The 17,652-nt window shown below is 53.4% G+C and carries 16 protein-coding genes; 5 read left to right on the forward strand and 11 right to left on the reverse strand.

Features of this window, described 5'->3' with window-relative positions; genetic code table 11:
- Positions 1 to 71: 71 nt before the first annotated feature.
- The 3 genes from HMPREF0201_RS06240 to HMPREF0201_RS06250 form a co-directional block, all read right to left on the reverse strand.
- On the reverse strand, positions 72 to 1,160 hold the full coding sequence (locus HMPREF0201_RS06240) for an ABC transporter substrate-binding protein (protein WP_016535663.1): 1,089 nt from the start codon (positions 1,158 to 1,160) through the stop codon (positions 72 to 74).
- Positions 1,161 to 1,392: 232 nt separating this feature from the next.
- Positions 1,393 to 1,911 carry a bifunctional 3-hydroxydecanoyl-ACP dehydratase/trans-2-decenoyl-ACP isomerase gene (fabA, locus tag HMPREF0201_RS06245; RefSeq protein WP_016535664.1) on the reverse strand — a complete coding sequence of 173 codons (519 nt, stop codon included), beginning with the start codon at positions 1,909 to 1,911 and terminating at the stop codon, positions 1,393 to 1,395.
- Between the two features lie 68 nt (positions 1,912 to 1,979).
- The gene (locus tag HMPREF0201_RS06250; protein ID WP_039899171.1) at positions 1,980 to 3,734 is read right to left on the reverse strand and encodes an AAA family ATPase; all 1,755 of its coding nucleotides are present in this window, start codon (positions 3,732 to 3,734) and stop codon (positions 1,980 to 1,982) included.
- A 176-nt stretch (positions 3,735 to 3,910) separates the two neighbouring features.
- Here HMPREF0201_RS06250 and matP point away from each other — a divergent pair, with 176 nt between their 5' ends.
- Positions 3,911 to 4,363, forward strand: coding sequence for a macrodomain Ter protein MatP (gene matP, locus HMPREF0201_RS06255; protein ID WP_016535666.1), 453 nt, complete (start codon positions 3,911 to 3,913; stop codon positions 4,361 to 4,363).
- Between the two features lie 90 nt (positions 4,364 to 4,453).
- Here matP and ompA read toward each other — a convergent pair whose 3' ends face one another.
- Positions 4,454 to 5,509, reverse strand: a complete 1,056-nt coding sequence (gene ompA, locus HMPREF0201_RS06260) for a porin OmpA (protein WP_039898052.1) — start codon at positions 5,507 to 5,509, stop codon at positions 4,454 to 4,456.
- Between the two features lie 357 nt (positions 5,510 to 5,866).
- Positions 5,867 to 6,376: an SOS-induced cell division inhibitor SulA gene (gene sulA / locus HMPREF0201_RS06265; protein ID WP_039898053.1), complete on the reverse strand. Its 510-nt coding sequence runs from the start codon at positions 6,374 to 6,376 to the stop codon at positions 5,867 to 5,869.
- A gap of 217 nt (positions 6,377 to 6,593) precedes the next feature.
- On the opposite strand from sulA, the gene HMPREF0201_RS06270 reads away from it, so the two are divergent.
- Positions 6,594 to 7,223 carry a TfoX/Sxy family DNA transformation protein gene (locus tag HMPREF0201_RS06270; RefSeq protein WP_016535669.1) on the forward strand — a complete coding sequence of 210 codons (630 nt, stop codon included), beginning with the start codon at positions 6,594 to 6,596 and terminating at the stop codon, positions 7,221 to 7,223.
- On the opposite strand, the gene yccS is transcribed toward HMPREF0201_RS06270, so the two are convergent.
- Together yccS and HMPREF0201_RS06280 are read right to left on the reverse strand one after the other, a co-directional pair.
- On the reverse strand, positions 7,208 to 9,349 hold the full coding sequence (yccS, locus tag HMPREF0201_RS06275) for a YccS family putative transporter (RefSeq protein ID WP_016535670.1): 2,142 nt from the start codon (positions 9,347 to 9,349) through the stop codon (positions 7,208 to 7,210). The genes HMPREF0201_RS06270 and yccS overlap by 16 nt on opposite strands.
- A gap of 9 nt (positions 9,350 to 9,358) precedes the next feature.
- Complete coding sequence (locus HMPREF0201_RS06280) at positions 9,359 to 9,805, reverse strand: YccF domain-containing protein (RefSeq protein WP_016535671.1); 447 nt, start codon at positions 9,803 to 9,805, stop codon at positions 9,359 to 9,361.
- A gap of 129 nt (positions 9,806 to 9,934) precedes the next feature.
- Here HMPREF0201_RS06280 and helD point away from each other — a divergent pair, with 129 nt between their 5' ends.
- Positions 9,935 to 11,989, forward strand: a complete 2,055-nt coding sequence (helD, locus tag HMPREF0201_RS06285; protein WP_016535672.1) for a DNA helicase IV — start codon at positions 9,935 to 9,937, stop codon at positions 11,987 to 11,989.
- On the opposite strand, the gene mgsA is transcribed toward helD, so the two are convergent.
- Together mgsA and csgI are read right to left on the reverse strand one after the other, a co-directional pair.
- Positions 11,990 to 12,448, reverse strand: a complete 459-nt coding sequence (gene mgsA, locus HMPREF0201_RS06290) for a methylglyoxal synthase (protein ID WP_016535673.1) — start codon at positions 12,446 to 12,448, stop codon at positions 11,990 to 11,992. It abuts the gene before it with no gap.
- A gap of 102 nt (positions 12,449 to 12,550) precedes the next feature.
- The gene (gene csgI, locus HMPREF0201_RS06295; RefSeq protein ID WP_016535674.1) at positions 12,551 to 13,207 is read right to left on the reverse strand and encodes a curli synthesis inhibitor; all 657 of its coding nucleotides are present in this window, start codon (positions 13,205 to 13,207) and stop codon (positions 12,551 to 12,553) included.
- A 169-nt stretch (positions 13,208 to 13,376) separates the two neighbouring features.
- On the opposite strand from csgI, the gene HMPREF0201_RS06300 reads away from it, so the two are divergent.
- On the forward strand, positions 13,377 to 13,790 hold the full coding sequence (locus HMPREF0201_RS06300) for a CoA-binding protein (RefSeq protein ID WP_016535676.1): 414 nt from the start codon (positions 13,377 to 13,379) through the stop codon (positions 13,788 to 13,790).
- A gap of 29 nt (positions 13,791 to 13,819) precedes the next feature.
- On the opposite strand, the gene hspQ is transcribed toward HMPREF0201_RS06300, so the two are convergent.
- Together hspQ and rlmI are read right to left on the reverse strand one after the other, a co-directional pair.
- Positions 13,820 to 14,137 carry a heat shock protein HspQ gene (gene hspQ, locus HMPREF0201_RS06305; protein ID WP_016535677.1) on the reverse strand — a complete coding sequence of 106 codons (318 nt, stop codon included), beginning with the start codon at positions 14,135 to 14,137 and terminating at the stop codon, positions 13,820 to 13,822.
- Between the two features lie 61 nt (positions 14,138 to 14,198).
- On the reverse strand, positions 14,199 to 15,389 hold the full coding sequence (gene rlmI, locus HMPREF0201_RS06310) for a 23S rRNA (cytosine(1962)-C(5))-methyltransferase RlmI (RefSeq protein ID WP_016535678.1): 1,191 nt from the start codon (positions 15,387 to 15,389) through the stop codon (positions 14,199 to 14,201).
- 260 nt (positions 15,390 to 15,649) lie between these two features.
- Between rlmI and HMPREF0201_RS06315 the strand changes: the two genes are divergently transcribed.
- On the forward strand, positions 15,650 to 17,566 hold the full coding sequence (locus HMPREF0201_RS06315; RefSeq protein ID WP_016535679.1) for a M14 family metallopeptidase: 1,917 nt from the start codon (positions 15,650 to 15,652) through the stop codon (positions 17,564 to 17,566).
- Positions 17,567 to 17,652: the final 86 nt, after the last annotated feature.

Genomic DNA, 17,652 nt, shown 5'->3' on the forward strand with positions numbered 1-17,652 from the left:
TCAGTAAGCCTGAATAACGTAGTGCGTTGGAGTAATAGGAGGCACTCCCGAAGAAGCGCCTCATGCAGGGGTTATTTGGCGGCGGCTTCGCGCCATTGCTTGATGTAATCGAGGCGTTTTTTCTGCTGCAAGTATTCGAGCAGGGTTTCATCAACCGGGATAGGTTTCAGCGCGTTGCCCAGCTTTTTGGTCAAGCCGTCAATATCGTTGTCGCCTTCTACGTCATTGCGGATAGACGGAATATCCGCCTGGTTGGCGAGGATGTTCTGCCCTTTCTCAGACAGCACATAGTCTATCCACAGCCTGGCGGCGTTGCCGTTTTTAGCCTGTTCGCTGATGAAGGACACGCGGGAAAGCACCAGCGTGTAGTCTTTGGGATAAGCAATACCCAGCGAGGCGTCCGTTTTGGCGCGGGCTTCGGCGTAGGAGCCGAGGATGTTGAAGCCGATAAGGTTTTCACCGGAGGAGACTCGCTCCATCATCGTACCGGTGGAAGACTGGACCGCCAGACCACCTTTAGCAACGTCTGCCAGGGTCTTGAAGTAGTTCGGATCGGCCTTATAGTCCTGCACCGAGAGCATAAAACCGAGGCCAGATTTTTCGATATCGTAAGTGGTGACTTTTTTGCTGAACTTTTCCGGCTGGCTGGCGATAAGCTTAGCCAGCGCCGCGTGGCTGTCCGGCACTTCATTAGCCGGGATCAGGCGTTTGTTATAGATAAAGATAACCGGCTCGTAGGTCGTGCCGTAGGCTTTGTCTTTCCACACCGCCCATTTAGGCAACTGGCCCTGCTCGGGAGATTTGTATTCCTGAGCGTAGTCGGTGGCAAGCTTGAGCGCGGTATCCATCGAGGAGCTCCAGACCACGTCGCCGCTGGTACCGCCTGCCGCCTGCTCGCTGATATAACGGTTGTACAGCTCGGTACTGTTCATATCGTTATATTCTACCTTAATGCCCGGGTAAGCCGCTTCGAACCCCTGGATAAGCGGTGCGGCGGTTTTGGTATCGGTGGTGGAGTAGAGCACCACTTTGCCTTCTTTGGTCGCGGCGTCGATGATTTTTTGATATTCGGCCGGGTAACCCTGAGGCACGGCAGAAAGCGCGGAGGTAGAGAGCAGCACGGTAGAAGCGATTAAAGAGATGCGTAACTTATTCGACATTATTGTTAACCTCTAGTTACATTTGAGAAACTAAAAATCAACATAGCGTATAACCTTTGCCAGACAAGAGGGGGCGTTTTTTATCTTTACGATTTGTGATTTCGAACGTTGTTTAAGCAATTAACACCATAAAAACCACGGAGGAAGTTCGCGGATTGGCGTTTGGCAAAAACAAAAAAAGCACCCATTGATGACAATGGATGCCTTATCGGTAAAGCTTAATGAAATCGTATTAGAAAGCGGTAGTGTCTTTAAACAGACCCACTTTCATGTCGGTGGCGGTGTAAATCACGCGGCCATCAACCAGCACTTCGCCATCGGCCATGCCCATAATCAGGCGACGATTGATAACGCGCTTAAAATGAATACGGTAGCTGACTTTTTTTGCCGTTGGCAGGATTTGCCCCGCCAGTTTGACCTCGCCCACGCCCAGCGCGCGGCCTTTGCCTTCGCCGCCGAGCCAGCCCAGGTAGAAACCAACCAACTGCCACATTGCGTCCAGGCCCAGACAGCCAGGCATTACCGGATCGCCAATAAAGTGGCAAGCAAAGAACCAGAGATCAGGGGTGATATCTAATTCTGCTTCAACGTAACCTTTATCGAAGTTACCGCCGTCTTCGGTCATCTTGACCACGCGGTCCATCATCAGCATAGGAGGTGCGGGTAACCGTGGGCCTTCAGCGCCAAACAGTTCGCCACGCCCTGAGGCAAGAAGATCTTCTTTCGTATAGGATTCGCGTTTATCTACCATGTCTACAGTAAGCCTTTTTATAATGAAGCACGCAGGTTAGCTAACACGTGTACGCTCAACAAGTCCGATCAGTTGTGGTTGAACCAGTTGAGCCAGCGTAGCGGCCAGGGGAAACGATGGCGAACATCCGGTGCCAGCGCCTGAGCAATACGCTCCTGCACCGCGCGCATCAGGGTATTCTGCCCTTCGCCGTCCCACGGGAGACTGGTCAATAACGGTAATGCATCGGCTATGTCGTCAATTGCCCAGATGGAAAATTTATTTTGCTCAACGGCTTCCAGCACATCTTTATGCAGCGAAAGATGGCGCACGTTGGCCGAAGGAATAATCACGCCCTGCTGGCCGCTGAATTCACGCTGCTGGCAGATGCGGAAGAAACCTTCAATTTTTTCGTTCAGCCCGCCCACCGGCTGCACGCGACCAAACTGATCTACCGATCCGGTAATCGCGATGTGTTGATAAATCGGCACATTGGAGAGGGCGCTGATAAGCGCACACAGCTCGGCCATCGAGGCGCTATCGCCATCCACTTCGCTGTAGGACTGCTCGAAGGTGATGGAAGCTGAGAACGGGATCTGCTGATCGAGCTGCAGCTCGGACATCAGAAACGCCTGCATGATCATCATGCCTTTGGCATGAATGTTACCGCCAAGCTCGGCTTTACGCTCAACGTCGGTGAACTCGCCGTCGCCCACGTGTACCACGCAGCTAATGCGGGACGGCTCGCCAAACGCGCGAGGGTGGCCGGGAAACTCAATCACCGACAGGGCGTTGATTTGGCCTATCATCTCGCCTTCGGTTTCAATCAGGATTTGCTCGAGCAGGATTTCATCCTGCATGCGCTCGGCAAGGAAACCTTCTCGCCATTCGCGTTGCTCGAGCATTTGCTGAAGCTGCTCCGCGGTGAAGGTGCTTTCCCCGGTAAACGGCGCGACTTCGCGCAGCTGGCGTGAAATCCATGAAGGGCAGAGCGGGAGCATCTCCTGGTCGCCGGTATAGCGAACCGCTTCGCGAATCAGAGGCTGCCAGGCATCTGCCGCTGGAGCTGGTAAGGATTTAGCGTCGGCAACGGCGTAGATCCACTGGCACCACAGCGCCATTTCGTCAGGCGAGGCGATTTGCAGGTTATCTTCAAACTCGCTGTAGATTGCCGATGAAACCAGGTCCATCTCCATTTCCTGGAAGTCCGCCAGCGAGTCACGCTCGCCGACCAGAATTAGCTTGAAATCAAGCTCCAGCGAAGGGATTTTAACCGGCAGCGGGCGCGTTTCGTCCGGCGAGACCCAGTCGAAGCGACCCTGGATCATCATCTGTTTTAAGCGTAACCACAGTAGAGGCTGAGCCAGCACGCTGCGTAGGGAGAGGATTAATACGCCGCCGTTGGCACGATGGATAAGGCCTGGCTCCAGGGTGACTTCCCCGGCAAATTGACGCACGCAGCCGAAAAGCTGCTCAGACTCAACCCAGTCAGCGGCGATAATTTCTCCGCTGGAGGCGAAGTTATCATCGCTTTGTTCAGCCGGACGCAGGCTAACGCGGCTGCCTTCAATAAGGTAATGTCCGCCGGTAAGCACTTCGGCTTCACCGCGCGTTTCCTCAACGGCCGCTGCAATAAGATCCAGATATTCTTGCTCTTCCGGGGCTTTTATTAGCATCAGGTCTGAGGAAGAGACGGAAAGGTTGAGTTGCTCAATCCCATAAACTAAACGGGGCTGAACGGCGGAGAGAGGGGCAGAGTCGGTATCATAAGGCTGTGCAAAAATTTCCTGATAGCTTTCGGTATCAGGCACCAGGGCACGCCAGTCAAGTCGATTAGTCGTCAAAGTCGCTATATTTTTTAATGAGATGTCAAAGGCGCGATTATACAAGAATCGCTCGGGTAGCACACGGATAAAGCAGCAACACAGTTTTATCCCCCTCACAGCTTTGATTTTCAGTTCAGCGAATGGCGTAAAAACTGTTATTCTGAACTAAGTTACACGGTCACACTGAGATCGCAATGAAATATCAACAGTTGGAAAATCTCGAGAGCGGCTGGAAGTGGAAGTATCTGGTCAAGAAGCATCGCGAAGGAGAGTTGATCACGCGGTACATCGAAGCCAGTGCAGCCCAGGAGGCCGTGGAGCAGCTTCTGACGCTGGAAAATGTGCCTGTTCTGGTCCAGAACTGGATTGAACAGCATATGAATCCGGCGCTGCATAACCGCATGAAGCAGACGATTCGCGCGCGGCGTAAGAGGCATTTTAACGCCGAGCATCAGCACACCCGTAAAAAATCCATCGACCTGGAATACCTGGTCTGGCAACGTCTGGCCGGGCTTGCGCAGCGGCGCGGTAATACGCTTTCCGAAACCATCGTTCAGCTGATTGAAGATGCCGAACGTAAAGAGAAAGTAGAAACCACGATGTCGACGCTGAAGCAGGATCTGCAGGCTATGCTGGGCAAAAAGTAGTTTGCCCCTGAAGGCGGTGGCGTGAAATTCGCTAAATAACTACCAATAAAAAACCCCGCCATGGCGGGGTTTTTGTCAAGGAAGGGTAACTTATGCCGCAGGCTGAGTTACAACTTCTTTAACACCTTTAACTTCGATCTCAACACGACGATCTGGAGCCAGGCAGTCGATCAGTTTAGCTTTAGGCGCTACGTTGTCACAGGTGTTGCCAGTAACTGGGTTAGCTTTGCCCATGCCACGTGGAGAGATTTTGTTTGCCGGGATACCTTTAGAGATCAGGTAATCAACAACGCTCTGTGCACGTTTTTCAGACAGTTTAGCATTGTACTGCTCAGAACCGATACGGTCAGTGTAGCCCAGAACAACTACGGAACCGTCTTTCGGATCCAGGTTGCTCAGCTGGGTGTACAGCTGATCCAGAGCCTGCTGGCCTTCTGGTTTCAGAGTAGCTTTGTTGAAGTTGAACAGAACGTCAGACTTCAGAGTGAAGTGCTTGGTCTGTACTTCTGGAGCTGGTGCCGGAGCTGGAGCTACAACCGGAGCTGCATCTTCCTGCTGACCGAAACGGTAGGAAACACCTACGCTCAGCATGCCGTTGTCCGGACGAACACCTACAGTCTGTGCGTCGCCGATGTTGTTAACCCACTGGTATTCCAGACGGGTAGCGATGTCACGGGTAACAGCCCACTCAACACCACCAGCGAATACTGGGGAAACACCGGTGTCGTGGTCTTTACCAGCGATGCTGTTTTTGGAGTCTGCACGCCAAACCATACCACCCAGACGAGTATAAACGTCCAGATCGTCAGTGATTGGGTAACCCAGTTTAGCGGTCAGCTGTACGCCCTGTGCTTTGAAAGCACCGCTAACTTCGCTGCCTTTGTAAGGCATACGGCCAAGCCAGTCGTAACCCATTTCAAAACCAACGTACGGGTTAACCTGATAACCACCGAAGGCACCAGCGCCCAGTTGGCTTTCATGCGTTGCGCCGTTGTTTTGCAGGTCCTTGTTATACCAGCCGGTATCGTGGAACTGAGACCAGCCCAGTTTGCCACCTGCATACCAGGTGTTATCTTTCGGTGCGGCCTGCGCTACGGTAGCGAAGCCAGCCAGTGCCACTGCAATCGCGATAGCTGTCTTTTTCATTTTTTGCGCCTCATTATCATCCAAAAGGCCATGAGCTCTAAACCAATTTAAAGCCCAGGGTTAAATCCTTCGCCCGGGTTTATGCTCAATTGTTACTCTACCGATATATCGGTGTTATGAAGAGCAACCCTGGCGAGGTAAAGTCTACAACGTAGTTGAAAAGTTACAAGTGTGAAGTCCGTCAGGCATATGAAAAAAAACGACTTGCATACATATTTTATTACAGAATGGCCTGTTTTTTGAACACTGGGTTCCATGGAAGAACCCAGTGGATCCGCCGTATGACGGGGAATTTTGAGTAATGACAGCGGATTATATGGCACGGAGAAAAAATACCAGGATTTCTCCTAAATTTACTTAATGATACAAACTAGAATGAATTTTTAGGCCATTTCGCGGTCTGGAACCGGATGATCCCCTGCTGGTTGGACGCATAATGAAGCCCATTGCGTTGCCAGCTTCAGCGGCGAGGGTCAGTCTCAAATGTTCTTCATCTGTTAATTCTTCGGGCAACCAGCCTATCACTACGCTGTAATTTCCGGTTTGCAGCGCCTTTACCATCGCCTCTACTGTATAGAGCGGATCTAACTGGCTTGCCTGCATCACTTTTGCCAGCGGAAGCCCGGCGGCCTGCAGCCATTCACGGCTGAGCTTTTGCTGCGGGGTAAGCCATAACTGCCAGCGAGATTGTTGCCCTAGCTGCTGCAATAAAGGTAGCAGAATAAACTGTGTTACCCACGGGCAGTCTTCACTGTAGACCATTTCACTGATTAACCCCTGTGTACTGTTATCAGATAACGGCCGGGCAGGGGAGTGCGCGGCTACTGCAACATGACGAAAGTGAGTTTGTAAGTTCTGTGAGTGCATAGTGAGTCCCGCCTGATGGGTTACTGTATGAATATACAGTAATGCCTGTCAGGACAAAGATCAACCGAAATTTCGGAAAGTGTCTCGCAATTTCTTTATGCAGATCCGGCGTAAAACAAATTGTCGTTGCTATAGCAGATAACGTTACTTATTTTCTGTTATTAGGGAGGCGAGTAACGCGGCCATTAATTTACTGTTTGATATATAAGGACAAACCATGAAGGACGTCACGTATGTCAGGATCCATAAATCTCAAGAATGCCTTTCTCCGTTAGGAGACATTGGCTTTCGTCCGCTGTTCGGCGGCTACAGTCTGGCAGTCGAAGGCATTATCTTTGCTATGGTTTCCGAGGGGGAACTTTATCTTCGTGCCTGCGAGCAATGTGCTGACTATTTCAGCCAAAAATCTGCTCCGACGCTGATGTTTTATAAAAGAGGGTTACCGATTGAACTTAACTACTATCGCGTTGATGAAGAACTTTGGAGCAATCATGACAAGCTTATCCAGCTTTCTTTTCAGTCTCTGAGCAGTGCGAGGCGGGAAAATGTACAGCGTAAGTTCAATTCTCACAGATTGAAGGATCTGCCTAACCTCTCGATGAACATAGAAGTTATGCTGCGGGAAGTGGGTATTGGCGATTTTAATACTCTGCGCGTGTTTGGTGCCAAGCGGTCATGGCTCAGGCTGCGCAAGATTAAGAAACCGGTGGGGATTAAAGTGCTGCTGGCGCTGGCCGGCGCGATCCAGGGCGTGCATGAGGCGGTACTGCCGCTGGCCGTTCGTGAAGAGTTGACGGAATGGTGGCGCCGCTATGAGCAGCGCCAGCAACGTTATTCCGAGCAGTGAGTGATTTGCTGCTGAAGACGAGATATCTCAGGTAGCAGAGCAATCAGTAGCCCAATTTGCTGCAACACCAGCGGTTCTTTGGTTTCCGGGCGGGCCTCAAGCTGCGCGATGCGGGCAGAAAGCTGCTGCAAAGCGCTCTGAACGCGCAGTTCGTCGACCGGCAGATGATGCAGTGCGTCGTCAACATAACATACGGCGTCATCAAGCAGCAGCAGCGTTTCACCGTGGTTCAGTTTTTCGCGGTGCGCCCCCAGCGCGGAAATATAGCTGTTAAAAGAATGGTTAAGGCACAGCAGCCGGAAAGCCGCTTCACGCATCTCCGGCGAAACTCGCGGTTCAGATGACATATTCGAGACAACCGAAGCGAGTTCCGCATCTTTATTGTGTGCATCCCGCCGCGCAATGCGGTATTCGACACGGTTATCTCGTCCCTGATGGTATTGCTCAAGAATGGCATCCAGATAGCGGCAATTGGCGTTGAAAGCGCGCTCCACCACCAGCGGCAGCCTGCGGAACCGCCAGTCCGGCCAGACAAAACTCACCGCCGCCCAGGCAATTGCGCAGCCGAGCAGCGTATCGATAACACGCGGTAGCGCCACCTCAAAACCTTCGCCCAGCAGGTTAAAGCACAGCAGTACCAGCAGGGTGATAAACATCGTGGCGTGGGCATACTGCACATTGCGAAAAGCAAAGAACAGCACGCCGGTTATCACTATCAGCAGCAGCTGACCTTCAAGAGAAGGAACCAGCCAAAGCAGCGGCAGGCCGACGGCAACCCCAATTAACGTTCCGATTATTCGCAACGCCAGCCGCCGCCGGGTAGCGCTGTAGTTAGGCTGGCAAACAAACAGGCTGGTGAGCAGGATCCAGTAGCCGTGCTGAAGGCCGGTTATCTGAATAAACGCGTAGCCCACGCACAGAACCAGCGACATACGCACCGCATGGCGGAACAGGGCGGATTCCGGCGTCAGATTACGAGCCAGGCGCTGCCAGATGTCACCGAAGCCGGTCAGCCGGTCATCTGCAAGGCGGTTATCCGGGTCATTCTGCGGCTCGGCTATTGCCTGTTCGGACTCGATATTGGCCAGTTGAGCATCTATTGCCCGCAGGTTATTAATCAGGAAACCCAGCGCTTTAATTTCGGAGGCGGACGCATGCCCCGCCCGAATTCGATCAAGCGCCGAGTCGAGGTGATTAAAAGCGCGCTCAAAGCGCGGATCGTGCTGGTAGGGCACGCGCAGCAGAATAGAGCGAGAAAGCTGCTGGCAGGCCTGAGATTGCATGGTTAGCAGCCGCTGAAAGCGAAACATTACATCGCTGTAGCGGAATTTATCGCGCAGAGCCTGGTATTGAATATGCGAGGAGCTGGCGCGTTCATGAATATCCTGGGCAACAAAATAATAATGCAGCGTTCTGCGCGTTCCTCTTTGCCCGCGATCGCCCCGCAGGCGCGTGAGTAGCGAACCTTTGGTCTGGTTCAGCGTGGTCACCAGCTGGCTGTTGGCCATTGCCAGTTCCAGCATGGGGGCCTGGCTCTCTTCTTCTATATCCGGGTCAAACAGCGTGGCTTTAATTTCAAGATAGCTGGCAAGATTTTCGTAGCAGCGGGCGAGGTTATCCTGCAGCGGGCGGATGGGGAAAATTAAATGCCCTGCCAGCGTCAGCAGGTTATACCAGACAGCGCCTGCCAGCAGGAACAGCGGCTGTTGATACCAGTGCTCATACAAAGAAATGCCGAGCATGGTATAGATAGCTATCAGCAGGGCGCCAAAGGCAATCGTGGCGTAGCGCTGGCCCAGACCGCCGAGCAAAATAAAGCCGCTGGTTGAAATGGTCAGCCCCAGGGCAAACAGCCATGGCCACGGGAACAGCAGTTCCACGGAGGCGGAGGCAATAAAAAAACTCACCAGAGTAATCAGTAAATTGCGCAGCCGTCCGCTCAGGCGATCGTCCAGATCCGTCAGCGCCGCGGCGACTACGCCCAGCGTCAGCGGGATGGTTAGTTTGACTTCCCCCAGCCACCACGGCAGCGCCACGGTGCCGGTAAGCGCAATAAAAATGCGTAAGTTATAGAGCCAGGCGCTGTTCCAGGTATAGCGACGGACAAGAGGGCTAAGGGTCAGCACAAGCGCTCCTTATTGGAAACGACGGCGGGCGTTAGCCTCGCGAGCGGCTTGTGCGGTTTCAACAGATACCACGCGGCGGCCAACCGGCCACAGGGCGATGGCGGCAATCTTGAAGTTCGCTATCCCCACCGGAATACCGATAATAGTGATGCACTGCGTAACGCCAGCCATGATATGCATAAGGCATAACCACCAGCCGAAGAAGATAAACCACAGAACGTTCAGCAGCGTACCGCCGGTATTCATCAACGCATTTTTTGACTGTGGGTTCAGATCGTCAACGTGAATAGCCTCGTTGCCGTACGGTAAGAAGGAGAGTTTGGTAATTTCCCAGCAGGAGCGGGTCAGCGGCAGGGTAAAAATCAGCACGATGCTAACCAGCGTAGCAAATAGCCAGGACAGGGTAGTGAAGAAACCACCTAAGACAAAGTTAAGGACATTTAATACAGTACGCATAATCACGCTTCCCTGGCAGAAAGTAACAGAATTGATAACCACAACAATTGTAACGCGTTTTTACTCTGGAGCGTCATTCCATCGGCAGTTAAACTTAAGCTACAACCATCTCCAGGATTGGGCAATGTAATGGAACTCAAAGCAACCTCTCTCGGCAAACACCTGGCGCAGCATCCGTATAATCGGGTCAAACTGCTGTCTGCTGGCGTTGAGGTCAAAGGCGACCGACATGAATATCTTATCCCATTCAACCAGTTGATAGCGATCAACTGCAAGCGTGGCCTGGTGTGGGGAGAACTGGAGTTCGTGCTCCCGGATGACAAAGTCGTTCGCCTGCACGGAACAGAGTGGGCGGAGACGCAAAAATTTTTCCATCATCTCAATACGCTGTGGCTTAGCTGGAGCGAAGAGATGAGCGAAGTCGCCGCTGGGGTTCTTACCGCCCAGCGGGAAGAAATTGCCCGGCGAACTCGCCAGGAAAAATGGTTCAAACGCAGCGACATGCTCGAGTTACAGCAAAATCTGCGGGGAGCGATAGCGGCTCTGCCTTTGCCGCAAGGCCGCCTGACTGAATTTGAAAACTGCCGCGAAGCCTGGGCAATATGCAAGGCCTGGCTTGAGCAGGGCGAAGAGCGGCGTCACCAGCGCAATGCCGCCTATACCGAGCGCATGCTGGAAAAATATGCCTCATTCTTCGAACAGGTGGAAAGCTCGGCACTGAACCCATCTCAGGCAAGAGCGGTAGTCAACGGTGAAGATGCGTTGCTGGTTTTGGCGGGAGCAGGGAGCGGTAAAACCTCTGTGCTGGTGGCTCGTGCGGGCTGGCTATTGCAGCGCGGCGAAGCCACGGAAGATCAAATTTTGCTGCTGGCGTTTGGCCGCCAGGCCGCGCAGGAAATGGATGAACGCATCTCCAGCCGCCTGAACACCGAGGCTATCTCAGCCAGGACGTTCCATTCCCTGGCGCTGCATATTATTCAGCAGGGCAGCAAAAAAGCGCCGCGAGTGAGCGAACTGGAAAGTGATACCGCCGCTCGCCACCAGTTGCTAATTGAGAGCTGGCGGCAGCAGTGCCGCGAGAAAAAAGCAATGGCAAAGGGCTGGCGTCAGTGGCTGAGTGAGGAGCTGGAATGGGATGTCCCCGAAGGCGAATACTGGCTGGATGCGCGCCTGGCAAAACGGCTTGCGGGTCGCCTGGATCGCTGGCTTGGCCTGATGCGCATGCACGGCGGGTCGCAGGCAGAAATGATTGCCAGCGCACCCGAAGAGGTGCGGGAGCTGTTTACTAAACGCGTCAAGCTGATGGCTCCGCTGCTGAAAAGCTGGAAGAGCGCGCTTAAGGCAGAGGAAGCTGTTGATTTCTCCGGGCTGATTCATCAGGCGATAAATGTGCTCGAGAAGGGGCGGTTTATCAGCCCGTGGAAGCATATTCTGGTGGATGAATTTCAGGATATCTCCCCGCAGCGAGCGGCGTTGTTAGCCGCTCTGCGTCGTCAAAATTCCCACACCTCGCTCTATGCCGTGGGCGACGACTGGCAGGCGATTTATCGCTTTAGCGGCGCGGAAATGGCGCTGACTACCGCCTTCAGCCACCATTTTGGCGAGGGTGACAGCTGCGCGCTGGATACGACGTATCGTTTCAATGACCGCATCGGGGAAATTGCCAACGGCTTTGTACAGCAAAACCCGCATCAGCTACGCAAGCCGCTGAACAGCCTCTCAAAAGGGGATAAAAAAGCCGTGATGCTGCTGGCGGACGACAGGCTTGAGGATTTGTTAGACAAGCTCAGCGGTTACGCCCTCCCGGAGCAGCGCATTCTGGTACTGGCGCGCTATCACCATCTGCGCCCGGCTAGCCTGGAGAAAGCCGCTACCCGCTGGCCGAAACTGAATATCGATTTTATGACTATTCACGCCAGTAAAGGCCAGCAGGCGGATTATGTGATTATTCTGGGCCTGCAGGACGGGAAAGATGGTTTCCCGGCTCCGGCTCGCGAGTCAATCATGGAGCAGGCGCTTCTGCCGCAGCCGGAGGACTTCCCGGACGCCGAGGAGCGCCGTTTGCTTTATGTCGCGCTGACTCGTGCCCGGCACCGGGTTTGGCTGATGTTCAACAAACAGGAACCTTCTTCGTTTGTTGAGATACTGAAGCACCTTGGCGTGCCGTCTGCCAGTCGGCCCTGATTATTTCAGGCGCTCGCTGAGATAGCGCTGGTAGTCAGGGATAAGAATATCAACGCTTTCGTTAAAGCCCGGCGACTGGATAATAAAATCAGCCGTGGAGAGGTTAGTGGCGACCGGAATGTTCCACACCGTCGCCAGGCGCAGCAGCGCTTTAACATCCGGGTCGTGCGGCACGGCGTTAAGCGGGTCCCAGAAGAAAATCAGGACGTCAATTTTACCTTCTGAAATCAGGGCGCCTACCTGCTGGTCGCCGCCCATTGGGCCGCTAAGCATCGCATGGACGTCAAGACCGGTGGCCCTCTGAATAAGATTACCCGTGGTTCCGGTTGCGTACAGCGTATGCCTTGCGAGCGTTGCTTTGTGGCGCTGTACCCACTTCAGGAGCGCATCTTTACAGTGGTCGTGAGCCACCAGCGCGATATGTTTCTTTACCCCGAGGGTGCGGGTTGTTAATTCCATTGTTTTTTCCTGGGCTGTTTTTTAACTGCAGACAGCTTACTGGAAGCGCCCGGCGCTGCAAGAGAAGGGGATAAAAAAGCATGATGCTTTGTGAGCGGCGTCCTACGGCGCAGGGCTTTCTCTCGCCCAGCGTAAGAATTTTGCGCGCGTGGATTTGTCCGCCTGGTTAAACCAATATTTCAGGCGCTGTTCGGTAAGGGTTTCTGACGGTACGCGATCCAGCCCGTTTGCTGCCAGATCCTGCGTTTTATTCTCCATCGCAAGATCGGCAAAAGCCGGTATTGAAGCCTTTTTCCCCGCTTTGTTATAGCGCTGGGTTTCTTCTTCGTAATCCGTTCCGCGAGGATCGGGATGGATTTCAAGCTTATCCAGCCTGGCGGCGATAGGCTTTGAGAGGCCATCGACCAGCTTTATCTGGGGCATTGCCGCAAACCGTTCCCCCTCTTTGCGGGTATCAATATGCGGCAGCACTATGTTTACCTGGTCTATCTCTTTGCTATCAAAACTCAGCACCAGCGGCGGTGAAATCCAGGTATATCGCCCGGGCGGGCCAGCGCTAAAGTTTTTTTCAACCCGCAGCACCAGCTGGTGCGGGCCATTATCTATTTCTATACTGTCAGCGCCTTTCAGCAGCGAGCTGGAAACCCTTTTACCGTCGAGTACCAGCAAATCTATCTCGCCTGACAGACGCAGAGTCGTTCCCCAGGCCAACGCTGGCATCATCAGAATCAACGCTACTAAAGATAAGCCGGCTCTCATTTCACTCTCCCTGGTTGAGCATGCTGGGCGGATATTTCAAATCTTTACTCAAACTCCATCTATTAACATATAGACATATTTTCGGAAATTGCGCTCTTTGCTCGCGGCAGAAACATGGCCGGGGGGAGTGGATTGGCATACACTTCAGACAACATCCAACGGGGGCGCTATGAAACCGAACGAAATCGAAACAATCCTGAAAACGACCCGCACCATTGCGCTGGTGGGTGCCAGCGACAAGCCCGACCGCCCGAGCTATCGGGTGATGGACTATCTGTTGAAGCAGGGTTACGAAGTGATCCCCGTGTCGCCAAAAGTGGCCGGTAAAACATTACTGGGGCAGCAGGGCTACGCGACGCTCGCCGATATCCCGAAAAAAATCGATATGGTTGATGTTTTCCGTAATTCAGAAGCCGCGTGGGGCGTTGCTCAGGAAGCAATAGCTATCGGGGCTAAGACGCTGTGGATGCAGCTTGGCGTCATCAATGAACAGGCCGCGGTGCTGGCGCAGAATGCTGGATTAAACGTGGTGATGGACAAGTGTCCGGCAATTGAGATACCGAGGCTCGGGCTGGCTAAATAAGAAAAACCCCGCAAGAGCGGGGTTTTTTGTCAGTTACGCAGGCGCGGAGCCTGGAGCTGTTGGCGTATCGAGGCGGCCAGTTCGTCCATTGAAGGCTGCTCGGGGTGCTCGTCGTCGTCTTCAGAACTGAGCTGAGCTTCGGCGAGATAGGTATGAATCGCCTGGCCATCATCATCTTCCATCACAACGTGGTACCAGGGAGCGGCGCGAAGTGCGCTATTGTCGGCCAGCTCATCTTCCTGAGGCTCATCGAGCGAATACTCGGGGTCGATATCGACCACTACGCCCAAATAGCCCAGCAAAGAATGGCGAACCTGCTGACCAATACCGTATTTGCTGGCAATCATAGTCACCTCCCGGGAACATTACTCTGCATACTAATATGCGGGCAACCTTCCGCTTTTCAAGCTACATGACTCGACAGGCAAACCCCTTCAGATACAGCCCTTCCGGGTAGGTTGCGATCACCGGGTGATCGGCGGCCTGACGGAACTGCTCTATAAATTGTACATCACGCCCGGCATCTACGGCGGCGTCGGCGATGATTTTCTGGAATAAATCCGTGGTCATCAGGCCGGAGCAGGAGAAGGTCATCAGGATGCCGCCCGGGTTGAGCAGCTGGATTGCCAGCATGTTGATGTCTTTATACCCACGGCAGGCGCCCGACAGCTGGTTTTTGTTTTCAACGAACTTTGGCGGATCCATCACGATGACGTCGAATTTCTCGCCCTGGTCACGGTATTTACGCAGCAGCTTGAATACGTCATCGCGCAGGAATTCGGCTTTGCTGAGGTCGAGCTTGTTCAGCTCAACGTTCTGCTTCGCAATATCCAGCGCGTCCTGAGAGGTGTCTACGCTTATCACCTGGCGGCAGTTGCCCATCAGGGCAGAAACGGCAAAACCACCGGTATAAGAGAAGCAGTTCAGCACGCGCTTGTCTTCTACGTAGCGGCGGGTAGCGAAGCGGCTATCGCGCTGGTCAAGATAGTAGCCGGTCTTGTGCCCGGCCTGAATATCAACCAGCAGCTTCATGCCGTGCTCTTCAATCGGCAGCAGGGCAGGAGGCAGCTCGCCGCTTACCGGACCCTGAGTTAGCTCCATCCCTTCTTTTTTACGCACCGCAACGTCGGAGCGGTCATAAATAGAGCATTCCGGGTACAGGGTTTGCAGGGCTGCAACCAGCGCCGGGCGCTGATATTCGGCACCAGCCGACAGCAATTGCAGCACCAGGAAATTGCCAAAGCGGTCGATAGTCACGCCCGGCAGGCCGTCGGACTCACCGGCAATCAGGCGGTAGCTGTCCAGACCGTCACGTTTAGCCAGCCAGTCACGCCACTGCTGCGCCTGCTGCAGGCGACGGGTGAAGAAGGCGATGTCGATGCTCTCATCCTGGTTAAAGGTCCAGACGCGGGCGCGAATTTGCGACTCGGGTGAAAACGCAGCGCGAGCCAGCCATTTCCCCTGGCTGTCTACTACATCAACCGTTTCGCCGAGATTGGCCTTGCCTTCAAGGCGCGCAACCGCACCGGAGAAAACCCATGGATGACGGCGCAATAACGATTTCTCGCGCCCTTTGGCTAACACTAAACGTACGCTCATAATTTTTTTGCTGCTTTGCTAAGAAATGGGCGCCATTTTCAGGTTTAGGGCGGGTAATTGCAATGGAATAACGCGAAAAGTGCCGCCGGGCTGCAACAGAATATCCTGTAATTATAATTGAATATATATGCTTAATTTCGGTATTTATATTTATTATGATATTTTTAATTGGTTGATGAGCATGGCATTTTGTTTTTATAAATGTGGGTATAAATGTTCTGCGTATTATTCGAACCCTTCATTTCTCAAGGAGAGACACCATGTCTATTTTTTGTGCGCGTCGCCTGGCATTAACGGCGGGCTCGCTGCTGCTGACAAGCCTGCCTGTTTTGGCAGCACTGCCTCAGGCACCTGGTTATATTGACGACGCAGGCACAACGGCAGCGGCGAAAACCCGCATTCTGCCCCCGATGTTTGAGCAGGCTCTGACCAGCACTAAATTCCTCGCGGACGCTAAAAACCCGCTAATTACGCTTGCTGAGAGCAGTGATTTTCATAAAACCAGCAACTATCAGCAAACCGTGGAGTATATGAACAAGCTTGCGGACGCTTCTGGCGGCCTCATCAGGTTAGAGTGGCTGCCGGAAAAAAGCGCGGAAGGCTATCAGATGATGCTGGCGGTAGCCTCGACTTCTCAGGATAAAAGCGCCGCAGGTCTAAGGGCCTCAGGAAAGCCAACGGTGCTGATTGAGGCGGAAATTCACCCCGGCGAAGCTAACGGCAAAGATGCTATGTTCATGCTGCTGCGGGATATGAGCACCGGCGACAAACCTCTGGCAGCGCTGCTCGACAAGGTCAATATTCTGTTTATTCCGACGGTGAATATTGATGGAGATATGCGCACCAGCGCGTACGGCAGAATTAACCAGAACGGCCCGGACATCACCGGCTGGCGGGTTAATGGCCAAAACCTTAACCTTAACCGTGATTTTACCAAACTCGACAGCGCCGAAATTCGCAATGTCGCCTGGGTTTTCAACCAGTATGACCTGAGTTTCTTCGCCGACACGCATTCTACCGACGGCGCTATGTACCCCTATGACAGTTCATACTGCAACAACGGCCAGGGCTGGTCACCCGCCGCTACGCGCTGGATGGATAGCGTGATGCAGCCTCATGTTTACCAGCAAGTTCAAAGCTACGGGCATCACATTCATGAATGCATCAGCCTGAACAGCAACCAGGATCCGACCCAGGGCTATTACCCGTATCGCACCGACCTTGCTCGTTTTTCTAACCAATATGGCGATATTCGTAGTGTGCCTTCTATCCTGATTGAGCAGCATGCGCTCCATCCCTATAAAACTCAGGTGCTGGGCAATTACGTCATGCTAAAGGCGATGTTTGAGTCCATCGGCGATAATGCAGATTCGCTGAAAAAAGCCATCGCAGCAGACAAGGAAAAAGCGCTGACCGACAAAGACGTCATCCTTACATGGAAACCGGGAGCGCCAACGCAGGTGCCGTTTATTGTGGGTGACTGGCACTACGAAGTCTCTCCGATAACCGGGCAAAAGACGATTAAATGGAGTAATAAACCGAAAACCATTACCGTGCCGGTGACCGCCAATGACGTACCGGATTTAACGCTTTCACGGCCGTCCGGGTACATCGTTCCGGCCCAATGGGGAACGGTGATAGAGCGGCTTCGGGCTCACGGCATTCAGATGAAAACTCTGGAGAAGGCCACGCCGGTTGAGGTGACTTTATATCGCATGGATAACGTGAAACTTGCGGATGGCTTTGAGCCAGATCGTGCGGCAAAAGGGCAGATCCCGGGTTATGAAGGGCATTTGTTAGTGAGCGGTGAGCCTCAGCCTTTCAAGCGCCTGCAAACTTTCCCGGCAGGATCGGTAGTTATCTCTACCCATCAACCGTTAGGCGTTCTGGCTATGGACCTGCTTGAGCCAGCCAGCCCTGACTCCTTCTGGGCCTGGGGGTTCTTTAACTCCACGCTGGTTTCTGCCGAAGAGCCGGAAGAGTATGTTATGGAGCCGATGGCCCGCAGGATGCTGGAGCAGGACCCGAAACTGAAAGCCGAATTCGAGCAGAAGCTGAAATCGGATAAGGCGTTTGCCGCCGACGGCAGCGCGCGGCTGGAGTGGTTTTATAAACATACGCCGTTTTACGATGCCAATGCCTGGGTCTATCCGGTAGGGCGAGTCGAGGGCAAATAGCTCTCTGTCTCGCAAAACGGCCGTGCCGGTGGCGCGGCCGTTCTCATTACGGATGAAAAAACCTCACGGGCTGTTAGACTTGAGTC

The sequence above is a fragment of the Cedecea davisae DSM 4568 genome, assembly GCF_000412335.2.
GTDB classification, from domain to species: Bacteria; Pseudomonadota; Gammaproteobacteria; order Enterobacterales; family Enterobacteriaceae; genus Cedecea; species Cedecea davisae.